Here is a 20,973-nt window from a genome sequence, read left to right as displayed (position 1 = left end):
TTCCAGCGACCCGCTCGACGCGATGACTTCCTCACGGGATGGCGGCCTGCATGGGCCGCCGCCCTGCCGACTCCGGCCCTGAGACTGCGAAACTCCTTCGATGACTGACGTGAACGACAGCGACATCGCCATCGTGGGCATGGCGATCCGTGTGCCCGACGCGGCCAACCCCCAGCAGTTCTGGGCCAACCTGAAGGCGGGCGTCGAGTCCGTGCGCCACTACACGGACGAGGAACTGCTCGCCAAGGGCGTGCCGCCGTCCGCGCTGGCCGATCCGAACTACGTGCGCGCGGGCATCCCGCTGCAGGACGTGGACCAGTTCGACCCGGAGTTCTTCGGCTTCAGCCCGAAGGAGGCCGGCATCCTCGACCCGCAGCACCGCCAGTTCTACGAGGTGTGCTGGGAGGCGCTGGAAAGCGCCGGCCACGTGCCCGAGAGCTTCGACGGCTCCATCGGCCTGTTCGGCGGCTGCGGCATGGGCGCCTACTTCACGTTCAACCTGCTGACCAATCCGGAGCTGGTGGACAACGTCGGCCTGTTCCTGCTGCGCCACACCGGCAACGACAAGGACTTCCTCGTCACCCGCGTGTCCTACGCATTCAACCTGCAGGGCCCGAGCGTCAACGTGCAGACGGCGTGCTCCACGTCGCTGGTGGCCACCCACATGGCGGTGCAGAGCCTGCTGTCGGGCGAGTGCGACATGGCCCTGGCCGGCGGCGTCACCATCGAGGTGCCGCATGGCGTGGGCTACCACTACAAGGAAGGCGAGGTGCTCTCGCCGGACGGCCACTGCCGCACCTTCGACCACCGCTCCAAGGGCACGGTGTTCGGCAGCGGCGCCGGCGTCGTGGTGCTGCGCCGCCTGAAGGACGCGCTGCGCGACGGCGACAAGATCCACGCCGTGATCAAGGGTAGTGCCGTCAACAACGACGGCTCGCGCAAGGTGGGCTATCTCGCCCCCAGCGTGGACGGCCAGGCCGCCTGCGTCTCCGAGGCGCTCGAGCTGGCCGACGTCGGCGCCGACAGCATCGGCTATGTGGAATGCCACGGCACCGCCACGCCGGTGGGCGACCCGATCGAGATCGCTGCGCTGACCCAGGCCTTTCGCGCCAGCACCGACCGCAAGGGCTACTGCCTCGTCGGCTCGGTCAAGACCAACATCGGCCACCTCGACACCGCCGCCGGCGTGGCCAGCCTGATCAAGGCGTCGCTCGCGCTGGAAAACCGCCTGGTGCCGCCGTCGCTCAACTTCGAGGCCCCCAATCCGCGGCTGGACTTCGAGTCGAGCCCGTTCCGCGTCGCCGCCAAGGCGACCGAGTGGGCGCGCGGCGACGGCCCGCGGCGCGCCGCCGTCAACTCGCTCGGCGTCGGCGGCACCAATGCCTTCGTCGTGCTGGAAGAGGCGCCCGAGCGGCCGCCGAGCCCGAAGGACGCCTCGCCGCAGCTGCTGGTGCTGTCGGCGCGCAACCGCAAGGCGCTGGACCAGAACGCGCAGCGCCTGGCGGCGTGGCTGCGCGAGCATCCCGAGGCCGAGCTGGCCGACGTGGCCTACACGCTCAAGGCCGGCCGGCGCGCGTTCGAGCAGCGCCGCGTGCTGGCCGCGCGCGACACGGCCGAGGCCATCGCGCTGCTGGACAACCCCGAGCCGCGCCGCGTCTACACCCACACGCTGGAGGTCGAGAAGCCCCAGCTCGCGTTCATGTTCCCCGGCGGCGGTGCGCAGTACGTGCACATGGGCCGCGGCCTGTACGACGCCGAGCCGGTGTTCCGCGAGTGGATCGACCGCGGGCTCGACATCCTGAAGACCCGCTTCGGCGCCGACCTGCGGGCCGTGCTGCTGCCGCAGGGCGACGCCACGCCGGAGATGGACGAGGCGCTGGCGCGCCCGTCGGCGCAGCTGCCGATGACCTTCCTGGTCGAGTATGCGCTGACCCAGCTGTGGGCGCACTACGGCGTCAAGCCCGACATCGTGATCGGCCACAGCATGGGCGAGAACACCGCCGCCTGCGTGGCCGGCGTGTTCTCGTTCGAGGACGCGCTGGGCCTGCTGCTGCTGCGCGGCCAGCTCGTCGAGCAGACACCACCCGGCGGCATGTTCAGCGTGCCGATGGGCGCGGCCGAACTCAAGCCCTGGCTCGGTGACACCCTGGACCTGGCCTCGGCCAACAGCCCGCAGCTGTCGGTGGCCTCGGGCCCGGTGGACCAGCTCGAGGCCATGGCCGCGCGCATGCTCGAGCAGGGCATCGAGACGCAGCGCGTCAAGGTCAGCGTGGCCGGCCACTCGCGCCTGCTCGACGGCATCCTGCCGCGCTTCCGCGCCTACCTGCAGGGCATCAAGCTCGGCGAGCCCAAGCTGCGCATCGTCTCCAACCGCACCGGCGGCTGGCTCGACGCGGCCAGCGCGCGCGACCCCGAGTACTGGGTGAGCCACCTGCGCAACTCGATCCTGTTCGCCGACGGCGTGGACACCATGCTGCAGCAGGACAACCTCGTGTTCCTCGAGGTCGGCCCCGGCAACATCCTCGGCGCGCTGACGCGGCAGAACCCGCGCGCGCCAACGCAGCGCGTGCTGTCGTCGATGCGCCACCCGGACGACAAGACGCCCGACCTCGTCTACCTGCGCACGGCGATGGGCCGGCTGTGGGCGCTGGGGGTGGAGTTCGACACGCGCAAGCTGTGGGGCAAGGGCCGGCGCCGGCTCGCGCTGCCGACCTACGCGTTCCAGCACGCGCGCTACTGGATCGAGCCGGGTGTCGGTACGTCGACGGCCAAGACCGACACGCAGCGCCCGATGAAGCTGCCCGAGCTGGCGCAGTGGTTCCGTCAGCCGCGCTGGGTGCAGCAGGGCGTGATCGATCGCGACGCCACGCCGCGCACCTGGCTCGCCTTCGCCGGCCGCGATGCGTTCGGCGATGCGCTGCTGGCGCAGCTGCGCGGTGCCGGCCACCGCGTGATCGCGGTGCGTCCGGGCGACACCTTCGCCCAGGTCGACGAGCACACCTACACGCTGGCCGCCGAGGCCGGCGGCGCGGGCTACCCGGAACTGGTCGACGCACTGGTGGCGCGCGACCTCGCGCCCGAGCGCATCGCGCACGGCTGGCTGGTCACGCTCGACCGCGGCTTCCGGCCCGGCTCCACCTTCTTCCATCGCAACCAGGAGCACGGCTTCTACTCGCTGTTCCACCTGGCGCGCGCGCTGTCCAAGGCCGGCCTGGCCGACAGGGGCGCGCACCTCGTGGTGCTGGCCAACGGCGCGCAGCGCGTGCGCGACGAGGCGCTGCCCTTCCCGGACAAGGCCACCGCGCTCGGCCCCTGCGCGGTGCTGCCGCGCGAGTTCCCCGCGCTGAGCTGCAGCTTCGTCGACGTCGACCTGGGCGCGCCGCCCGAGGGCCGCGCCGCGCGCGCCGCGCCGGCGCCCGACATGGCGCGCCTGATGGCCGACCTGGCCGACGACCTCGCCGCGCTGCCCGGCAACCGCGTCATCGCCTGGCGCGGCGGTGTGCGCTGGCAGCGCCTGCTGGGCGAGGCCGCCCCGGTGGCGGCCGACGCGAAGCCGCGCCTGCGCGACGGCGGCACCTACCTCATCACCGGCGGCCTGGGCGGCATCGGCGGCGTGATCGCCGAGTGGCTCGCGCGCGAAGTCAAGGCCCGGCTGGTGCTGATCGGCCGCACGCCGATGCCGCAGCGCGCCGACTGGGACGACTGGCTGGCACGGCACAAGGCCGACGACAGCATCTCGCGCTCGATCGTCAAGGTGCGCCAGCTCGAGGCGCTCGGCGCCACCGTGCTGCCGCTGTCGGCCGACGTGGCCGTGGCCGACAGCATGAAGGACGCGCTGGCCGAGGTGCACAAGGCCTTCGGCCCGGTGCACGGCGTGCTGCATGCCGCCGGCACCATCCGCGACAGCCTGATCGCGCTGAAGAGCCCGCGCGACATCGAGGACGTGTTCAGCGCCAAGATCTACGGCACGCTGATCCTCGACGAGCTGTTCCGCGACACGCCGCTGGACTTCATGCTGCTGTTCTCGTCGACCAGCGCGCACATCGCGCCGGCCGGCCAGGTGGACTACGTCGGCGCCAGCGCCTTCGTCAACGCCTTCGCGCAGTCGTGCCGCGGCCAGCGCCGCTATCCGGTCACCGCGATCGGCTGGGGCATCTGGAAGGACGTGGGCATGGTGGGCCAGATCGGCGCCCCGGCGGCGCCGTCGGCGCCGGCCGACCCGGTGCCGGCGCAGGCCCAGGCGCAGCCCGCCACCAACCCGCAGTTCGAGCAGCACTACAGCTCGCGCGAGGGTACCGACCAGGTGCACGTGTTCACCGGCACGCTGAGCAGCAGCGACTGGGTGATCGACGAGCACCGGCTGGGCAGCGGCGAGGCGCTGCTGCCGGGCACCGGCTACCTCGAGCTGGTGCGCGCCGCGCTGGCCGAGCTGGGCGCGGCCGGCCCGTGGCACCTGCACAACCTGGTTTTCGAGGCGCCGATGTTCGTCGACGACGGCGGCCGGCGCGCCCTGCGCGTGGTGCTGCGCGGCGATGCCCGCCACTGGGACGTGGAGATCCATGCGTCGTCGGGCGAGGGCTTCCAGCGCTGCGCAGTGGCGCGCGTGGACGTCGGCGTGCCGCCGGCGCCGGCGGCCGTGCCGCTGGACGAGGTGCAGGCGCGCTGCACCGGGCCGGCCACCGCGGCGGCCGGTTCCGGCGCGCTGCGCACGCGGCAGGAACACCACCTGCGCTTCGGCCCGCGCTGGCAGGTGCTGCGCCGGCTGCAGCTCGGCTCGCGCGAGGCGCTGGCGCGGCTGCAGCTCGCGCCGCAGTTCGCCGGCGACCTGGCCACGCACGGCCTGCATCCCGGCCTGCTCGACATCGCCACCGGCTGCGCGATGGACCTGATCCCCGGCTACGCCGAGCAGGAGGTGGCGCAGAACCTGTGGGCACCGATCTCCTATCGCGGCCTGCGCTTCCATGCGCCGCTGCAGGGCGAGATCGTCAGCTGGCTGCGGCTGGCCAGCAGCGGCGACGCGCGCAGCGACTTCGCCGCCTTCGACGTGACGCTGACCGACCCGCAGGGCCGGGTGCTGGCCGAGGTGGAGCAGCTGACGCTGCGCCGCCTGGACGGTCCCTGGCATGCGCCGCGCGCCGAGGCCCCGCCCACGGGCGTGGAAGGCGGCGACGCCGCCGCGCGGGCCAAGCCGCTGTCGCCCGGCGAGGCGGCGCTGGCGCACAACGTCAGCCAGGGCATCGCGCCGGCCGAGGGCCTGGCCGCGCTGGCCCGCCTGCTGGCCGGCGAGCTGCCGGCCGAGGCGATTGTCAGCTCGATGCGCGTCGAGGACCTGATGGCGCAGGCCGAGGGCCTGTCGCGCGCCAGCAGCGCCGGCAGCGACGCGGCGCGCTTCTCGCGGCCCGAGCTCGACAGCGACTTCGCGCCGCCGCGCGACGCGGTCGAGAAGACGCTGGCCGAGCTGTGGGCCAAGCTGCTGGGCGTGGAAGGCGTGGGCATCCGCGACAGCTTCTTCGACCTGGGCGGCCATTCGCTGATCGCGGTGCGGCTGTTCAACGAGATCGGCGACAAGTTCAAGGTCGACCTGCCGATGTCGGTGCTGATGCAGTCGCCCACCATCGAGGCGCTGGCCACGCTGGTGCGTGGCGGGCCCTTCGTGGAAGGCGCCGAGCCTGGGGACGGGGCGGCCGCCGAGCCGGCCGAGGCGCCCGCGGCGCTGCGCTTCCGCCACGTGGTGCCGATGCAGGCCGGCCCGTCGGGCGGCCGCACGCCGCTGTTCGTGGTGGCCGGCATGTTCGGCAACGTGCTCAACCTCAGCCACCTCGCCCACCTGCTGGGCGAGGAGCGGCCGTTCTACGCGCTGCAGGCGCGCGGCCTGTACGGCGACGTCGCGCCGCACGAGAGCTTCGAGGAGGCCGCGGCCGACTACCTGGCCGAGATCGTGCAGGTGCAGCCGCAGGGTCCGTACCTGCTGGGCGGCTTCTCCGGCGGCGGCCTGATCGCCTACGAGATGGCGCGCCAGCTGCAGGCGCGCGGCGAGAAGGTGCTGGCGGTGCTGATGCTCGACACCCCGGCGCGCGAGATCCCGCGCTTCTCGTTCGGCGACAAGCTGTCGATGCTGATGCAGAACGTGCAGCGCGACGGCCCCGGCGTGCTGGTCGAGAAGGTCGCGCGGCGGCTGCGTCCGCGCGCCTCCGCGCCGGCGTCCGACCTGCCGCCGGGCCAGGACCCGGCCCAGGCCAGCAGCTTCCAGTCGCGCCGCATCGGCGACGCCTTCCTGCGCGCGCTGGCGCGCTACCAGGTGCCCAAGGTGCCGGTGAAGGTGGCGGTGTTCCGGCCCAAGCTGGACATCCGCTACCGCCTGAGCGGCGGCCGCATGGTCGACAGCTACCGCAACTACGTCCGCGAGGACAACTTCTGGACCCCTCACGCCGGCGAGCTGCAGGTGTTCGAGGTGCCGGGCAACCACGACAACATGGTTCTCGAACCCAACGTGCGCGTGCTGGTGTCGCAGCTGCGCCGCGTGATCGACACACTGGGCAAGGAGTGACCCCGATGGCCGAGACCAAGGCGCTTTACGAGCTGGGCGAGACGCCGCCGCTGGGCCATGTGCCGCGGCAGATGTACGCCAGCCTGATCCGGCCGGAACGCTATGGCCAGCCGATCGACGCGTTCCGCACCGAGGTGGTCGACGTGCCGAAGCCGGGTCCGCGCCAGGTGCTGGTGTGGGTGATGGCCGCGGGCATCAACTACAACAACGTGTGGGCCGCGCTGGGCCGACCGGTGGACGTGATCGCCAGCCGGCAGAAGCAGGACAAGTCCGAGCCGCCGTTCCACATCGGCGGCTCCGATGCGTCGGGCATCGTGTGGGCCGTGGGCGAAGGCGCGCGCGGCGTCAAGGTTGGCGACGAGGTGGTGCTGTCGTGCGCCATGTGGGACGAGGACGCGGCGGACATCCGCGCCGGCTGCGACCCGATCACGTCCACGTCCAACCGGATCTGGGGCTACGAGGTCAACTGGGGCTCGTTCGCCCAGTTCACGCTCGTCGACGACTACCAGTGCCACCCCAAGCCGCCCCAGCTGTCGTGGGAGGCCTCGGCCGCCTACATGCTGGTGGGCGCCACGGCCTACCGCCAGCTGATGGGTTGGGAGCCGCACGTGGTTCGGCCGGGCGACCCGGTGCTGATCTGGGGCGGCTCCGGCGGCCTGGGCTCGATGGCGATCCAGATCGTCAAGGCCAAGGGCGGCATCCCGATCGCGGTGGTCTCGTCCAAGGAGCGCGTCGAGCACTGCCTGCGCCTGGGCGCGCACGGCGTGATCGACCGCACCGACCCGGCCTTCACGCACTGGGGTCGCCTGCCCGACACCGCCGACGCCGCCGCCTACGCGCAGTGGATGCAGGGCGCCAACGCGTTCCGCAAGAAGTGGAGCGAGGTGCTCGGCTCGCGCCAGGGCCCGCGCATCGTGCTCGAGCACCCCGGCGAGTCCACCATCCCGACCTCGATCCTGCTGTGCGACAACGCCGGCATGGTGGTCATCTGCGCCGGCACCACGGGCTACAACGCCGACGTCGACCTGCGCTACCTGTGGATGCGCCAGAAGCGCCTGCAGGGTTCGCACTTCGCCAACACCGAGCAGTGCCGGGCGCTGAACGACATGGTCATCGACGGCTCGGTGGACCCCGCGCTGGCGCGCACCTTCGCCTTCGAGGAGGTCGGCCTGGCGCACCAGGTGCTGCACGAGAACACGCACCCGCCGGGCAACCTGGCGATCCGCGTCAACGCCCCGGCGCCGCACTGAGCCGATGCCCGCCGCCGACGAGCGACTGGTGATCGCGGTGGTGGCCTACGGGGCCGCGCCGCTGACGATCGACTGCCTGGCGTCGATCGAGCCCGAGCGCGCCAGCGTGCCGGGGCTGCGCGTCGTGGTGGTCGACAACTGCTCGCCCGACGGTGCCGCCGACGTGGTGGCGCGCGCGATCGACGAGCGCGGCTGGGGCGAATGGGCCGAACTGGTGCGCGCTCCGGCCAACCGCGGCTTCGCCGCCGGCAACAACGTGGCCATCCGCACGATGCAGCAGCGCCACGCCGACGCGCAGTGGCTGCTGCTGCTCAATCCGGACACGGTGGTGCGGCCCGGCGCGCTGCGCACCCTGCTCGACTTCATGATCGCCCGGCCCGAGGTGGGGGCCGCCGGCGGCCGCAGCGAGGACCCGGACGCCACGCCGCAGGCCTGCTGCTTCCGCTTTCCCAATGCGGTCAACGAGATGCTCGGGCACCTTGCCATCGGCGCGCTGTCGCGCCTGTTCGACCGCTTCCGCACCAACCTGGGCATCCCCGAGCAGCCGCGGCGCGTCGACTGGGTGTCGGGCGCGTTCGTGCTGATGCGGCGCGACATGGTCGATCAGCTCGGCCTGATGGACGAGGGCTACTTCCTCTACTTCGAGGAGACCGAGTACCTGCTGCGCGCGCAGCGCGCGGGCTGGCAGTGCTGGCACGTGCCCCAGTCGCGCATCGTGCACCTGGTCGGCCAGAGCAGCGGCGTCACCGTGCGCGACCGCGCGCCGCGCCGCATGCCCGCCTACTGGTTCGAGTCGCGCCGCCGCTACTTCGTCCAGCACTACGGCCGGGCCTATGCGGCCCTGACCGACCTGGCGCTGCTGCTGGTGTGCCCGATCGGCCGGCTGCGCCACCGGCTGGTGGGCCGGGTTCCCGCCACGCCGCCCCGCTTCGAGGCGGACCTGCTGCGCCACAGCGCGCTCTGGCACGGCGCAGCCACGGCCCAGTCCGGCGGCAGCCCGCGCGCATGACACCGGACGCTGCCGCGACGACCCGGGTACGGGTCGTCGTCGTCAATTACCGCACCGCCACCCATGTGGTGGCCTGCCTGCGCAGCCTCGCGTCCGAGCGGGCCTCGGTACCGGCCCAGGTCGACGTGGTCGTCGTCGACAACGCCTCGGGCGACGATTCGGTGGCGGTCATCGGCGCCGCCATCGAGCGCGAAGGCTGGGGCCGCTGGGCCCGGGTGATGCCTGCGCCGGTCAACGGCGGCTTCGCCTACGGCAACAACCTGGCCATCCGGCCCGCGCTCGCGTCTCCGTCGCCGCCCGACCACTTCTGGATCCTCAACCCCGACACCGAGGTGCGGCCGGGTGCGCTGTGCGAACTGCTCGACTTCGTGCAGGCGCGCCCCGAGGTGGGCATCGCCGGCAGCAGCTTCGAGATCGCCACCGGCGAACTCTGGCCGCATGCGTTCCGCTTCCCGTCGATCCGCAGCGAGATCGCCAGCGCGTTGCGGCTGCGCCTGGTCGACCGCCTGCTCAAGCGCCATGTCGTGCTGATGACCATGGGCGACCGCCCCGAGCGCGTCGACTGGATCCCCGGCGCCAGCATGCTGGTGCGGCGCGAGGTGTTCGAGCAGGCCGGCCTGATGGACGAGGGCTATTTCCTCTACTTCGAGGAGACCGACTTCTGCCGCGCCGCGGCCCGCGCCGGCTGGCAGTGCTGGTACGTGCCGGCCAGCCGCGTGATGCACATCGCCGGCCAGAGCACCGGCGTCACCACGCCGGGGGCCGCGCCGCGGCGCCGGCCCGCCTACTGGTTCGAGTCGCGCCGCCGCTACTGGATCCGGCAGCATGGCTGGTGGTACGCCGCCGCCACCGACCTGGCCTGGATGGGGTGCTTCTGCCTGTGGCAGCTGCGCCGCACCCTGCAAAGAAAGCCACGCTCCGACCCACCGTGGATGCTGCTCGATTTCGCCCGCAACTCGGCGCTACTGCACACATCGGCCCCCGGCAACCGGATGCTGGAGGCCCCGCCAAGGGACAATTCCGCAGTCGGCCAGACTGCGGCATAGGGGCCCTCGACCGTGGGGTCGGGGCGCCACCGAGAGGCACTGTCAATTTAGGATCGCGTCATGGCACATGAAGACCTGAGCAGAGAAGAGCACATCGAGGGTTCGTCGGACCGCAGCTTCGGCGTCGTGTTCGCGATCGTGTTCGCGATCATCGCGGCGTGGCCGCTGATGCACGGCGGCCCGGTGCGCGGATGGGCGGCCGGCATCGCGGTGGCGTTCGCCGTCGTCGCGCTCGTGATCCCGCGCATCCTCGCGGTGCCCAACCGGCTGTGGATGAAGCTCGGCCTGCTGATGGGCAAGGTCGTCGCGCCCATCGCGCTGGGCATCCTGTTCTTCCTGGTGTTCACGCCCACGGGCCTGTTGATGCGCCTGTTTGGCAAGGACCCACTCAAGCTCAAGCGCGAGCCTGCCGCCGCCACCTACTGGGTGAACCGCGAGCCTCCCGGCCCGCCGCCCACGTCGATGACCAATCAGTTCTGAACCCCCGGGTTCCTCAGGAGTTGCCATGTCGATCATCAAGGAACTGTGGGCCTTCCTGCGTGCGCGCAAGAAGTTCTGGCTGTGGCCGATCTTTCTCATGATGCTGGTGCTGGGCGCGCTGATCGTGCTGGCACAGGGCTCGGCCGTCGCGCCCTTCATCTACACCCTGTTCTGAGGCGGGCGATCGCATGCGAGTGCTCGGCATTTCGGCCTACTACCACGACAGTGCTGCCGCCCTGGTGGACGACGGTGTCATCGTCGCGGCGGCGCAGGAAGAGCGCTTCACGCGCAAGAAGCACGACGCGCGCTTCCCGGTCAACGCCATGCAGTACTGCCTGGCCGAGGCCGGCGTCACGCTGGGCGACATCGACCGCGTCGTCTTCTACGACAAGCCCTTCCTGAAGTTCGAGCGGCTGCTGGAGACCTACCTGGCGTTCGCGCCGCGTGGCTTCCAGTCCTTCCGCATGTCGATCCCGCTGTGGTTGCGCGAGAAGCTGTTTCTGAAGGACCTGCTGCTCAAGGAGTTCCGCAAGCACGACACGAGCCAGCGCTGGAACGGCGAGTTGCTGTTCTCCGAGCACCACCTCAGCCACGCGGCCAGCGCGTTCTTCCCGTCCCCGTACGAGAAGGCCGTGGTGCTGACGATGGACGGCGTGGGCGAGTGGGCCACCACCTCGGTGGCCATCGGCGACGGCCACAAGCTGGAGGTGATCAAGGAGATCCACTTCCCGCACTCGCTGGGCCTGCTGTATTCCGCCTTCACGTACTACACCGGCTTCAAGGTCAACTCCGGCGAGTACAAGGTGATGGGCCTGGCGCCCTACGGCGAGCCGAAGTACGTCGACAAGATCTTCCGCCACCTGATCGACGTCAAGGACGACGGCTCGTTCCGCCTCGACCTGAGCTACTTCGACTACTGCACCGGCCTGACCATGACCAACGCGAAGTTCGACGCGTTGTTCGGGGGACCGCCGCGCAAGGCCAGCGAGCAGCTGACCCAGCACCACATGGACCTGGCCGCGTCGCTGCAGGCTGCCACCGAGGAGGTGGTGCTGCGCCTGACTCGCGCGCTGCGCAAGGAGACTGGCATCCAGAACCTGTGCCTGGCCGGTGGTGTGGCGCTGAACTGCGTGGCCAACGGCAAGGTGCTGCGCGACAAGCACTTCGAGAACATCTACATCCAGCCCGCGGCGGGCGATGCCGGCGGTGCGCTGGGCGCCGCGCTGGTGGGCTACCACCTGCAGATGGGCCAGCCGCGCACCGTGGTGCCGGGCGACGCGATGAAGGGCTCCTACCTGGGCCCGAAGTTCGAACAGGCCGACATCGAGGCGCGCCTCGCGGCCGCCGGGGCGAAGTTCGAGGTGATGAGCGACGAGGCCATCGTCGAGGCCTGTGCGGCCGACCTGGCCGAGGGCAAGGCGCTGGGCTGGTTCCAGGGCCGCATGGAGTTCGGCCCGCGCGCACTCGGCTGCCGTTCGATCATCGGCGACCCGCGCTCGCCGACGATGCAGAAGCAACTCAACCTCAAGGTCAAGTACCGCGAGTCCTTCCGCCCTTTCGCGCCCTCGGTGCTGCGCGAGAAGGTGGCCGACTGGTTCGAGCTCGACGGCGACAGCCCCTACATGCTGCTGGTGGCCGACGTGGTCAAGCCGCGCCGCCGCGCCATGACCGCGGCGGAGCAGAAGCTGTTCGGCATCGACAAGCTCAACGTGCCGCGCTCGGACATCCCGGCGGTGACGCACGTGGACTACTCGGCGCGCATTCAGACCGTGCACGAGCGCACCAACCCGCGCTATCACGCGCTGCTGTCGGCGTTCGAGCGCCGCACCGGCTGCCCGGTGCTGGTCAACACCAGCTTCAACGTGCGCGGCGAACCCATCGTGGGCAGCCCCGAGGACGCGTTCCGCTGCTTCATGGGCACCGAGCTCGACATCCTCGCCGTGGGCAACTGCCTGCTGCGCAAGGAGCAGCAGGACCCGGCGCTCAAGCTGAACTACGAGACGGCGTTCGAGCTGGACTGATACGGGCCGCGGCGTGAGCGACAAGGAGCTCAGAAGGCCTGGGTGGCTCGCGCCCGTGCTGGCGGTGGTTTTTACGCTGGGTGTCGGCGTGGCCATCATGGAAACGGTGCTGCGCATCGCGCTGAACCCGTCGGACTTCATGCAGGCCACGCTGGTGGACGACCCGGCGCTCGGCGTTCGCATCGCGCCCGGCACCACGGGTCACGACGACCTGGGCTTCCGCAACGCGCAGGTGCCGGCGAAGTCGCGCGTGGTGGCCATCGGCGACTCGCATACCTACGGCGTGAGTGCGCCGCGCGACGGCAGCTGGCCGCAGCACCTGTCGCGCAGCCTCGGCGAGCCGGTCTACAACATGGGGCTCGGCGGCTTCGGGCCGCTGCAGTACCTGCACCTGGCCCGGACCACCGCGCGCGGCCTGGAGCCCAAGGTGATCGTCGTGGGCCTGTACTTCGGCAACGACATCGTCGACGCCTACTACATGGCGCACGGCCGGCCGCACTGGCATGCCTGGCGACGCTCGGCCACGCCGGCGCCCGACACTGCCGCCGCGGCCGACGAGCCGCCCAAGCGCTTCGGTGCCCTGCGCGACTGGCTGGCGCGCCACAGCATGGTGTATTCGGTGGCGCGGGCCACCGTGGCCGGCTTCCTGTCGCGCGGTGCCGCCCCGCAGGCGACTGCCGCGGCCGCGCCGACGGACCAGCGCTGGGCCTGGCAGGACCCGGCGGCGCCCGCCACGCGCACCGTGTTCAGGCCGGCAGTGCGCCTGCAGGCGGTCGACGCCGAGCGCGCGGCGGTGGCCGAGGGCCTGCAGATCACCGAGCGGGCGCTGGCCGAACTGCAGGTCGAGGCGTCGGCCCAGGGCGCGCGCCTGCTGGTCGTCACGATCCCCACCAAAGAGCGCGCGTACTGCGCTTACCTCAAGGCCACGTCGGCGCCGATGCCGGCCGCGCACGCGCGCCTGTGCGACGTGGAGGCGCGTGCGCTGGCCCGGCTGGGCGAGGCGATGACGCGCGAGCGCATCGAGCATGTCGACGCCACGCCGGCGCTGGAGCAGCGGATCGCGGCGCACGAGCGCCTGTATCCCGCCGACGACGACGGCCACGAGGTGTCCGCCGGCTATGCCGTGATCGCCGGCGTGGTGGCGCAGGCGCTGGCCAAGCCGTCCGCTCCGCGCTGAGGGGCTGGTGACATGGCCATCCGGATCGTCGGGTACGAGGCGAAGCACCAGGACGCGGTGGCCGCATTCAACCGGCGCATGGCCGAGGGCGGTTCGCCCTGGGGCTTCTACGCCGACGCCCGGCCCGACTGGATCGCGCGCCTGCCCGGCCAGACGGTGTGGCGCGAGTACCACCTCGCGCTGGACGACGAGGACGGCAGCGTGCGCGGCGCCTTCGCGCTCAAGCCGCAGCCGTGGTGGGTGCGCGGCGAGGTGCACACGGTCACCGACTGGCAGGGGCCGTTCTCCGAGGGCAGCGTCGACGCGCGCTTCAACACGCTGGGCCTGCGCATGGTGCGCGACATGCTCAAGAAGTACCCGCTGCTCTACAGCTGGGGCCATGGTGGCAACGAGCAGCCGGTGGTGCAGATGCTGCTCAAGATGGGCTGGGTGATGCACCACACGCCGTTCTGCCTGCGTGTGCTCAAGCCGTTCCGCTTCCTGCGGTACAACGCGCTGCTGCGCTCGTCGCCGGCGCGGCGCGCGGTGCTCGACATCGCCGCCTTCAGCGGCGCCGGCAGCGTCGGGCTGCCGCTGCTCCATGCGGCGATGCGCCTGCGCCACGGCGGCGGACGCTTCACGGCCACGGCCACCCTGGTGCCGGCGTTCGGCGCCTGGGCCGACGAGCTGTGGGAGCGCTGCCGGGGCCGCTACCTGGCCATCGCCCAGCGCGACGCGGCCTCGATGAACGTGCTGGCGCCCGCGGTGGGCTGGCCACCGGTGCTGCGCCTGAAGGTCGACCGGGACGGCCGCACCGTCGGCTGGGCCCTGGTGATGGACACCGCGATGCGCGGCGACGCCCGCTTCGGCGACCTGCGCGTGGGCTCGGTGGTCGACTGCCTGGCCGACCCGGACGATGCCGGCGAGGTGGTGCATGCCGCCACGGCCTTCCTGGCCGGCCGCGGCGTGGACATCATCGTGTCCAACCAGGCCCACCCGGCCTGGGCGGCGGGCTTCGGCCGCAATGGCTATGCCGTGCTGCCCGACAAGCGCATGTTCGCGCCGTCGCCGGCCCTGCGCGCCCTGCTGGAACCCTTCGACGAGACCGCCCGCGGCCTGCACCTGACCAACATGGACGGCCACGGGCCGATGGCGCTCTAGCCCATCCGTGAACTAGGCGGCATTCCGGGCCGGGTCGTGGGGTCTTGCCGGGGGCGGGTCCCCAGGGTGGGGGGGCCGGGCGGCCCGCCCGGCTGTTAGCATCCTTCGCTGTTCTTCCCCACCGTAGTTTTCCCTGGAGCAGTTGCATGGAAACCGCATCGGAACTCGCCGTCCGCCTCACCAAGGCCTCCCGTAAGAAGTTCTGGGACGTCTACAACTCGATCACCTGGCCCGACCAACTGGTCGAGGGGGCCTGGATGATGCCGCCCGAGCTGATCTCCATCCACGGCACGAGTGCCTGGGACGCGCTGGACGAGACGCAGCGCAAGACCCTGTCCAAGTTCGAGCTGGGCAACTTCTTCAGCCTGGTGCTGCAGGGCGAGCGCCCGCTGGTGGCCGGCCTGTCGGACCGCCTCTACAGCCGCAGCAACAACAAGCACATCACCGAGTACCTGCACCATTTCCTCGACGAGGAAAACAAGCACATGGTGATGTTCGGCGAGTTCTGCCACCGCTACATCGGCAAGGTGTACCCGGAGAAGAAGATCTCCCTGCCACGCGAGTACGCCAAGGGCGAGGAGGAGGTTGCCTTCTTCTGCAAGGTGATGGTCGTCGAGGAACTGGGCGACTACTACAACCTCGTGATCGAGAAGGACGAGCGCTGCGACCCGCTGGTGCGCGAGATCAACCGCATGCACCACGTGGACGAGGCGCGCCACCTGGCCTTCGGCCGCCTCTACCTGGCCGAGCTGTTCCAGCAGCACAGCGCCAAGTGGACCCCCGAGCAGCTCGCGGGCTTCCGCCAGTGGCTGGTGGACTACCTGCGCGCGTCCTGGGGCGACTACTACAACCCCACGATGTACCGCGACGCCGGCCTGGCCGACAGCTACGAGCTGCGCCAGATGGCGATGGCGCACCCGGCCGGCGTGGCCCTGCGCCGCGCCGCGTCGGCCAAGCTGGTCACCTACTTCATCAAGAACGGCCTGCTGACCGAAGAGCCGGTGCTCTGAGGCGGCCCCCCAGCCCATGCAAGAAAGCGACGTCCGAACCAAGCTGCGCGACTGGATCGTCAAGCACGCCAAGACGCCCCCGGGCAAGGACTTCTCGGACCAGACCCAGCTGCTGGAGCAGGGCATCCTGTCGTCGCTGGACATCGTCGAGTTCGTGCTCTTCATCGAGAGCCTGCGCGGCGAGGACGTCGACGTCGAGGACATCGAGCCGGCCGTCTTCACCAGCATCGACTCGCTGTACGAGGCGTTCTTCGCCGCGACCGCCTGACAGGAGCCTCGGCATGAGCGTCGAGCGCCGTACCGTGCGCACGGGCTTCCTCCGCTCGGTGGAGCGGTTCCCGGACCGTCCGGCCCTCGAGCTGGACGGCCGGGTGCTCACCTACCGCCAGCTGCGCGACCTGGCCGCGTCGCTGGCGGTGGCCCTGGACGCCCACGCCCCGGCCGGCGAGCCGCAGCTCACCGCCGTGTTCGGGCACCGTTCGATCGCCGCCTACGCCGGCGTACTGGGCGCGCTGCTGCGCGGCCACGGCTACGTGCCGCTCAACCCCGCCTTCCCGACCGACCGCACGCGCGCGATGCTGGTGCGCTCGGGCTGCCGCAGTCTCGTCGTGGACAGCCACGGCGCGCGCCAGCTCGAGGAGGTGCTCGACGGCGTGGACACGCCGCTGGTGCTGCTGATGGCCGAGCACGACGACGTGTCGTCGTTCGAGCAGCGCTGGCCGGCGCACCGGTTCGTGCCGCGCGCCGCGCTGGCCGACGCCGGCCGATGGACCGCGCGCGACGTGGACCCGTCGGGCATCGCCTACCTGCTGTTCACGTCCGGCAGCACCGGCCAGCCCAAGGGCGTGATGGTGGCGCACCGCAACGTCACGCACTTCGTCGACGCGATGGTGGAGCGCTACGGCATCACCGAGCAGGACCGCTTCTCGCAGACCTTCGACCTCACCTTCGACCTGTCGGCGTTCGACATGTTCGTCTGCTGGGAGCGCGGCGCCTGCCTGTGCGCGCCCACGCAGAGCCAGAAGATGCTGCCGGGCAAGTACGTCAACGACTGCCGGCTCACGGTGTGGTTCTCGGTGCCGTCGACGGCGGTGCTGATGAGCCGCCTGCGCATCCTCAAGCCGGGCAAGTTCCCCGGCCTGCGCTGGAGCCTGTTCTGCGGCGAGGCGCTGCCGGTGGAGGTGATCCAGCGCTTCGCCGAGGCGGCGCCGAACTCGGTGTGCGAGAACCTCTACGGCCCGACCGAACTCACGATCGCCTGCACCCTGTACCGCTGGGACGCGGCCGCCTCGCCGGCCGACAGCGAGCTGGGCGTGGTGCCGATCGGCGAACCCTATCCCGGCATGAAGGTGCTGGTGGCCGACGAGCAGCAGCGCGAGGTGGCCGTGGGCGAGGCCGGCGAACTGCTGATGACCGGCCCCCAGCTCACGCTCGGCTACTTCAACGATCCGGCGCGCACCGCGGCCGCGTTCGTGGTGCCGCCCGGCCGCGACGAGGTGTACTACCGCACCGGCGACCGCGTGCGCCGCCCTGCGCCCGGCCGCCCGCTGGTGTACCTGGGCCGCGTCGACAACCAGATCAAGATCCAGGGCTACCGCGTCGAGCTGGGCGAGATCGAAGCCGTGCTGCGCGAGGAGGCCGGTGTCGAGGTCGCCATCGCCGTGGGCTGGCCCGTCACGTCGAGCGGGGCCGACGGCGTGGTCGGCTTCATCGGCACCGACCGGGCCGACACGGCCGCGATCCGCGATCGCGTGATCGCGCGCCTGCCGCCCTACATGCATCCGAGCGCGCTGCACCTCGTGACCGACTGGCCGCTCAACGCCAACGGCAAGGTCGACCGCAAGGCGCTGCTGGCGCGGCTGGCCGCGCCGTCCGACGCGGGGGTCGCGTCGTGAGCACCGACACCGCGCAGGGCGAACTGGCGGACACGATGCCTGCCGTGCCCGCCAACGGCGCGCGTGCCGCCAACGGGGACTCGCTGTCCGTGCTGCGCGTGCCGGTGACCGACGTCACCATGGACCAGGCCGTGGACTGGTTCGAGCAGGTGCTGCTGCGCCAGCCGCGCGCGCCGGCCCATGCGGTGTACTTCGTCAATGCACACACGCTCAACGTTGCCAGCGACGACCCGGCCTACCTCGCCGTGCTGCGCGGCGCGGACCGCGTGTTCGGCGACGGCACCGGCGTGCGCTGGGCCGCGCGCCTGCTGCACGGCCGCCGCCTGCGCGACAACGTCAACGGCACGGACGTGGTGCCGCTGCTGTTCAAGCGCCTGGCCGGCCGCGGCCTGTCCTACTACCTGCTGGGCAACACGCCCGAGCGCATCGAGCGCGCGGCGGCCCATGCGCAGGCCGCGTTCCCCGGCTGGCGCCTGGCCGGCTGCCACCACGGCTTCCTGTCCGACAAGGGCGCGCAGGCCAATGCCGAGGTGGTGCAGCGCATCAACGCCTCGGGTGCCGACATGCTGCTCGTGGGCATGGGCAACCCGAAGCAGGAGCAGTGGATCGCGCAGCACCTGCCGCAGTTGACCGTGCCGCTGTGCATGGGCACCGGCGGCCTGTTCGACTACTGGGTCGGTGACCTCGTGCGGGCGCCGGCCTGGGTGCGCCGCATCGGCTACGAGTGGCTGCACCTGCTGATCCGCCAGCCGCACAAGGCGCGTCGCTACCTGCTGGGCAACCCGCTGTTCCTCGCGCGCGTGCTGCGCAACCGCATGCTCGGCACCGACCGGGCGGAGTCTGGGGTCTACCGATGAGCGTGTCGCTGCTGCGTTGGGTGGTCAAGAAGGCGGCCCGCCGCGCGATGGTGATCGGCAGCGTGCTGTCGGGGTCGATCGGCTTGCGCCGCGTCTTCGGCCGCGGCCCGGTGGTGCGCGTGCTCACCTATCACCGCTTCGGCGACGCCCACCGCGACCCGTGGTGCGTCGACGCCGCCGCCTTCGAGGCACAGATGAAGTGGCTCGCCGAGCAGCGCCTGGCGGTGTCGCTCGACGACATCGAGCGCTTCGTGCGCGGCGAGCGCGACCTGCCGCACGGCGCGGTGCTCGTCACCATGGACGACGGCTTCTCCAGCGTGCTGCACATCGCCGCGCCGATCATGCGCCGCCACGGCATCCCGTCGGTGGCCTACGTGACCACCGGCTTCGTCGGCACCGTCAGCGCGTCGGGCGAGCGCTACCTCACCTGGGACGAGGTGGCGGCGCTGCCCACGGCCGGCGTCACCGTGGGCTCGCATGCGCACACGCACCGCTCGATGGCGCGCATCCCGCTGGCCGAGGCGCTGGACGAGGCGGTGCAGTCCAAGCAGCTGCTGGAGCAGCACCTGGGCCGCCCGGTGCGCTCCTTCGCCTACCCGTTCGGCATGCGGCTGGACGAAAGCCCCGCCACGGCCGGCATGCTCTCCGGCGCCGGCTACAGCACGGTGTTCATCGCCCAGCACGGCACGCTGCGCCGCGGCGCCGACCTGGCGCGCCTGCCGCGCGTCAAGGTCGAGGGTGGCGAGCCGCTGTGGATGTTCAAGTGGCTGTGCCGCGGCGCGATGGACGGCTGGAAGCTGTTCGACGACACGCTGTGGAAGCTGCAGAAGCCGGCCGTGTCCGAGCAGCTTTGACGCGCCGTGGCTGACCTGCTGTCCGACGTCGCGGTCGTGGCCATCGGCCGCAACGAGGGCGAGCGCCTGAAGGCCTGCCTGCGTTCGGTGATCGACAGCGCGGCCCTGGTGGTCTACGTGGACTCGGGCTCCACCGACGACTCGGTGGCGTTCGCGCGCTCGATCGGCGTGGACGTGGTCCAGATCGACATGAGCGTGCCGTTCACCGCGGCGCGCGCGCGCAATGCCGGCTGGCGCCGCGTGCGCGAGCTGGCGCCGTCGGCGACCCTGGTGCAGTTCGTCGACGGCGACTGCGCGGTCGCGCCGGGCTGGCTGGCCACCGCCGCGGCCTTCCTGCGCGGGCGGCCCGACGTGGCCTCGGTGTGCGGCCGGCGCCGCGAGCGCCATCCCGAGCGCTCGATCTACAACCGGATGTGCGACCTGGAGTGGGACACGCCCGTGGGCGAGGCCCGCTCCTGCGGCGGCGATGTGATGACGCGCGTGGACGCGCTGCAGGCGGTGGGCGGCTACCGCGACGCCTGCATCGCCGGCGAGGAGCCCGAGCTGTGCGTGCGCCTGCGCGCCGCCGGCTGGCGCATCTGGCGCCTGCCCGACGAGATGACGCTGCACGACGCGGCCATGACGCGCATCGGCCAGTGGTGGAAGCGCAGCATGCGCGCCGGCTACACCTATGCCGAGGGCGCGCACCTGCATGGCGCGCCGCCCGAGCGGCACAAGGTGCGCGAGTCGCGCCGGGCCTGGTTCTGGGGCCTCGCGCTGCCGCTGGCGCTGGGCGCCGGCGCGCTGCTGCTCGGCCCCTGGGTGCTGTGGGGCCTGCTGCTGTATCCGCTGCAGATGCTGCGTCTGTGCATGGTGGTGCCGTACCCGCCTGCCGTGCGCGCGTGGTGGGCCTTCTTCAACGTCGCGGGCAAGTTCGCCGAGGCGGTGGGGCAGTGCAAGTACGTCGCGCTGCGCCTGTCGGGCCGGCGCGCGCACCTGATCGAGTACAAGTAGCGCGCGGCGCGTGCACGTGGCCGAGCCGATCGCCCTCGACGCCTGGCCCGGCCTGCGGCTGTGGCTGTGCCCCTTGCACGAGGCGCCGACCGGGGCGCAGCAGGACTGGCTCGACACGGTGGAGATCGCGCGCGCGGCGCGCTTCCTGTACGACCTGCGCCGTCGCCGCTATCTGGCCGCGCACGTGGCGCTGCGCGGCCTGCTCGGCGCCGCGCTGGGTCAGGCGCCGCAGCAGCTGCGCATCGCGCCGGACGAACACGACAAGCCCCAGCTCGTGGGCCATGACGGCTGGCAGTTCAACCTGAGCGACAGCGACGACTGGGCTCTGGTGGGCCTGCAGCAGGGCGCGCCGATCGGCGTGGACCTGGAGGTGCGGCGCACGCTCGACGACGCCCGGGCGCTGGCGCAGCGGCTCTACACCGCGCCCGAGCGCGAGGCGGTGTTCGACGCGCCCGAGGGGCCCGAGCGCGAGGCCGCGTTCCTGCGCGTGTGGACGCGCAAGGAAGCCTGCCTCAAGGCCGTGGGCCTGGGCCTGCGGCTGGCGCCGTCGTCGTTCGAGGCCGGGGCGCACGAGGGCGCGGCCGTGGCCCGGCTGGAAACGCCGGCCGGCACGATGGCGGTGGAGGTGCGGTCGGTGCCCACCGGCATCGACGCCTTCGCGGCGGTGGCGCGGGTGCTCGGGCCGGCCTGAGCT

General features: G+C 71.7%; 16 protein-coding genes. All 16 read left to right on the top strand.

What is annotated here, in order from left to right:
• The first annotated feature begins 100 nt into the window (after positions 1-100).
• The gene (locus AC2EAQ_RS07080) at positions 101-6,547 is read left to right on the top strand and encodes a type I polyketide synthase (RefSeq protein ID WP_484641123.1); all 6,447 of its coding nucleotides are present in this window, start codon (positions 101-103) and stop codon (positions 6,545-6,547) included.
• 5 nt (positions 6,548-6,552) lie between these two features.
• On the top strand, positions 6,553-7,797 hold the full coding sequence (ccrA, locus tag AC2EAQ_RS07075; RefSeq protein ID WP_484641122.1) for a crotonyl-CoA carboxylase/reductase: 1,245 nt from the start codon (positions 6,553-6,555) through the stop codon (positions 7,795-7,797).
• Between the two features lie 4 nt (positions 7,798-7,801).
• On the top strand, positions 7,802-8,806 hold the full coding sequence (locus AC2EAQ_RS07070; protein WP_484641121.1) for a glycosyltransferase family 2 protein: 1,005 nt from the start codon (positions 7,802-7,804) through the stop codon (positions 8,804-8,806).
• Positions 8,803-9,852, top strand: coding sequence for a glycosyltransferase family 2 protein (locus AC2EAQ_RS07065; RefSeq protein WP_484641120.1), 1,050 nt, complete (start codon positions 8,803-8,805; stop codon positions 9,850-9,852). Before AC2EAQ_RS07070 ends, AC2EAQ_RS07065 begins: the two co-directional genes overlap by 4 nt.
• Positions 9,853-9,912: 60 nt before the next feature.
• Positions 9,913-10,332, top strand: coding sequence for an SxtJ family membrane protein (locus tag AC2EAQ_RS07060; RefSeq protein WP_484641119.1), 420 nt, complete (start codon positions 9,913-9,915; stop codon positions 10,330-10,332).
• 25 nt (positions 10,333-10,357) lie between these two features.
• On the top strand, positions 10,358-10,507 hold the full coding sequence (locus AC2EAQ_RS07055) for a DUF5989 family protein (RefSeq protein ID WP_484641118.1): 150 nt from the start codon (positions 10,358-10,360) through the stop codon (positions 10,505-10,507).
• Positions 10,508-10,520: 13 nt separating this feature from the next.
• Positions 10,521-12,353 (top strand): carbamoyltransferase family protein, encoded by a 1,833-nt coding sequence (locus tag AC2EAQ_RS07050; RefSeq protein ID WP_484641117.1) that lies wholly within the window; start codon positions 10,521-10,523, stop codon positions 12,351-12,353.
• 13 nt (positions 12,354-12,366) lie between these two features.
• A complete protein-coding gene (locus AC2EAQ_RS07045) occupies positions 12,367-13,530 on the top strand; it encodes an SGNH/GDSL hydrolase family protein (RefSeq protein WP_484641116.1) in 1,164 nt (387 codons plus the stop codon).
• A 12-nt stretch (positions 13,531-13,542) separates the two neighbouring features.
• Positions 13,543-14,670: a hypothetical protein gene (locus AC2EAQ_RS07040; RefSeq protein ID WP_484641115.1), complete on the top strand. Its 1,128-nt coding sequence runs from the start codon at positions 13,543-13,545 to the stop codon at positions 14,668-14,670.
• A gap of 146 nt (positions 14,671-14,816) precedes the next feature.
• Positions 14,817-15,680 carry a diiron oxygenase gene (locus AC2EAQ_RS07035; protein WP_484641114.1) on the top strand — a complete coding sequence of 288 codons (864 nt, stop codon included), beginning with the start codon at positions 14,817-14,819 and terminating at the stop codon, positions 15,678-15,680.
• A gap of 16 nt (positions 15,681-15,696) precedes the next feature.
• Positions 15,697-15,948, top strand: coding sequence for a hypothetical protein (locus AC2EAQ_RS07030; protein ID WP_484641113.1), 252 nt, complete (start codon positions 15,697-15,699; stop codon positions 15,946-15,948).
• A gap of 13 nt (positions 15,949-15,961) precedes the next feature.
• Positions 15,962-17,575, top strand: a complete 1,614-nt coding sequence (locus AC2EAQ_RS07025; protein ID WP_484641112.1) for an amino acid adenylation domain-containing protein — start codon at positions 15,962-15,964, stop codon at positions 17,573-17,575.
• Positions 17,572-18,432 (top strand): WecB/TagA/CpsF family glycosyltransferase, encoded by an 861-nt coding sequence (locus AC2EAQ_RS07020; protein WP_484641111.1) that lies wholly within the window; start codon positions 17,572-17,574, stop codon positions 18,430-18,432. Before AC2EAQ_RS07025 ends, AC2EAQ_RS07020 begins: the two co-directional genes overlap by 4 nt.
• Entirely contained in the window at positions 18,429-19,286 is an 858-nt protein-coding gene (locus AC2EAQ_RS07015) for a polysaccharide deacetylase family protein (RefSeq protein ID WP_484641110.1), read from the top strand. The genes AC2EAQ_RS07020 and AC2EAQ_RS07015 overlap by 4 nt, the downstream gene beginning before the upstream one ends.
• Before the next feature lie 6 nt (positions 19,287-19,292).
• Positions 19,293-20,279 carry a glycosyltransferase family 2 protein gene (locus AC2EAQ_RS07010; protein ID WP_484641109.1) on the top strand — a complete coding sequence of 329 codons (987 nt, stop codon included), beginning with the start codon at positions 19,293-19,295 and terminating at the stop codon, positions 20,277-20,279.
• Positions 20,280-20,295: 16 nt separating this feature from the next.
• The gene (locus AC2EAQ_RS07005; protein ID WP_484641108.1) at positions 20,296-20,970 is read left to right on the top strand and encodes a 4'-phosphopantetheinyl transferase family protein; all 675 of its coding nucleotides are present in this window, start codon (positions 20,296-20,298) and stop codon (positions 20,968-20,970) included.
• Positions 20,971-20,973: the final 3 nt, after the last annotated feature.

The sequence above is a fragment of the Aquabacterium sp. T101 genome, assembly GCF_057219775.1.
This window is presented reverse-complemented; position numbering and strand designations above follow the sequence as displayed.

Coding starts and splice junctions, on each gene's coding strand:
- AC2EAQ_RS07080 (WP_484641123.1), top strand. CDS start 101: ATGACTGACGTGAACGACAGCGACATCGCCATCGTGGGCATGGCGATC.
- ccrA (WP_484641122.1), top strand. CDS start 6,553: ATGGCCGAGACCAAGGCGCTTTACGAGCTGGGCGAGACGCCGCCGCTG.
- AC2EAQ_RS07070 (WP_484641121.1), top strand. CDS start 7,802: ATGCCCGCCGCCGACGAGCGACTGGTGATCGCGGTGGTGGCCTACGGG.
- AC2EAQ_RS07065 (WP_484641120.1), top strand. CDS start 8,803: ATGACACCGGACGCTGCCGCGACGACCCGGGTACGGGTCGTCGTCGTC.
- AC2EAQ_RS07060 (WP_484641119.1), top strand. CDS start 9,913: ATGGCACATGAAGACCTGAGCAGAGAAGAGCACATCGAGGGTTCGTCG.
- AC2EAQ_RS07055 (WP_484641118.1), top strand. CDS start 10,358: ATGTCGATCATCAAGGAACTGTGGGCCTTCCTGCGTGCGCGCAAGAAG.
- AC2EAQ_RS07050 (WP_484641117.1), top strand. CDS start 10,521: ATGCGAGTGCTCGGCATTTCGGCCTACTACCACGACAGTGCTGCCGCC.
- AC2EAQ_RS07040 (WP_484641115.1), top strand. CDS start 13,543: ATGGCCATCCGGATCGTCGGGTACGAGGCGAAGCACCAGGACGCGGTG.
- AC2EAQ_RS07035 (WP_484641114.1), top strand. CDS start 14,817: ATGGAAACCGCATCGGAACTCGCCGTCCGCCTCACCAAGGCCTCCCGT.
- AC2EAQ_RS07030 (WP_484641113.1), top strand. CDS start 15,697: ATGCAAGAAAGCGACGTCCGAACCAAGCTGCGCGACTGGATCGTCAAG.
- AC2EAQ_RS07025 (WP_484641112.1), top strand. CDS start 15,962: ATGAGCGTCGAGCGCCGTACCGTGCGCACGGGCTTCCTCCGCTCGGTG.
- AC2EAQ_RS07015 (WP_484641110.1), top strand. CDS start 18,429: ATGAGCGTGTCGCTGCTGCGTTGGGTGGTCAAGAAGGCGGCCCGCCGC.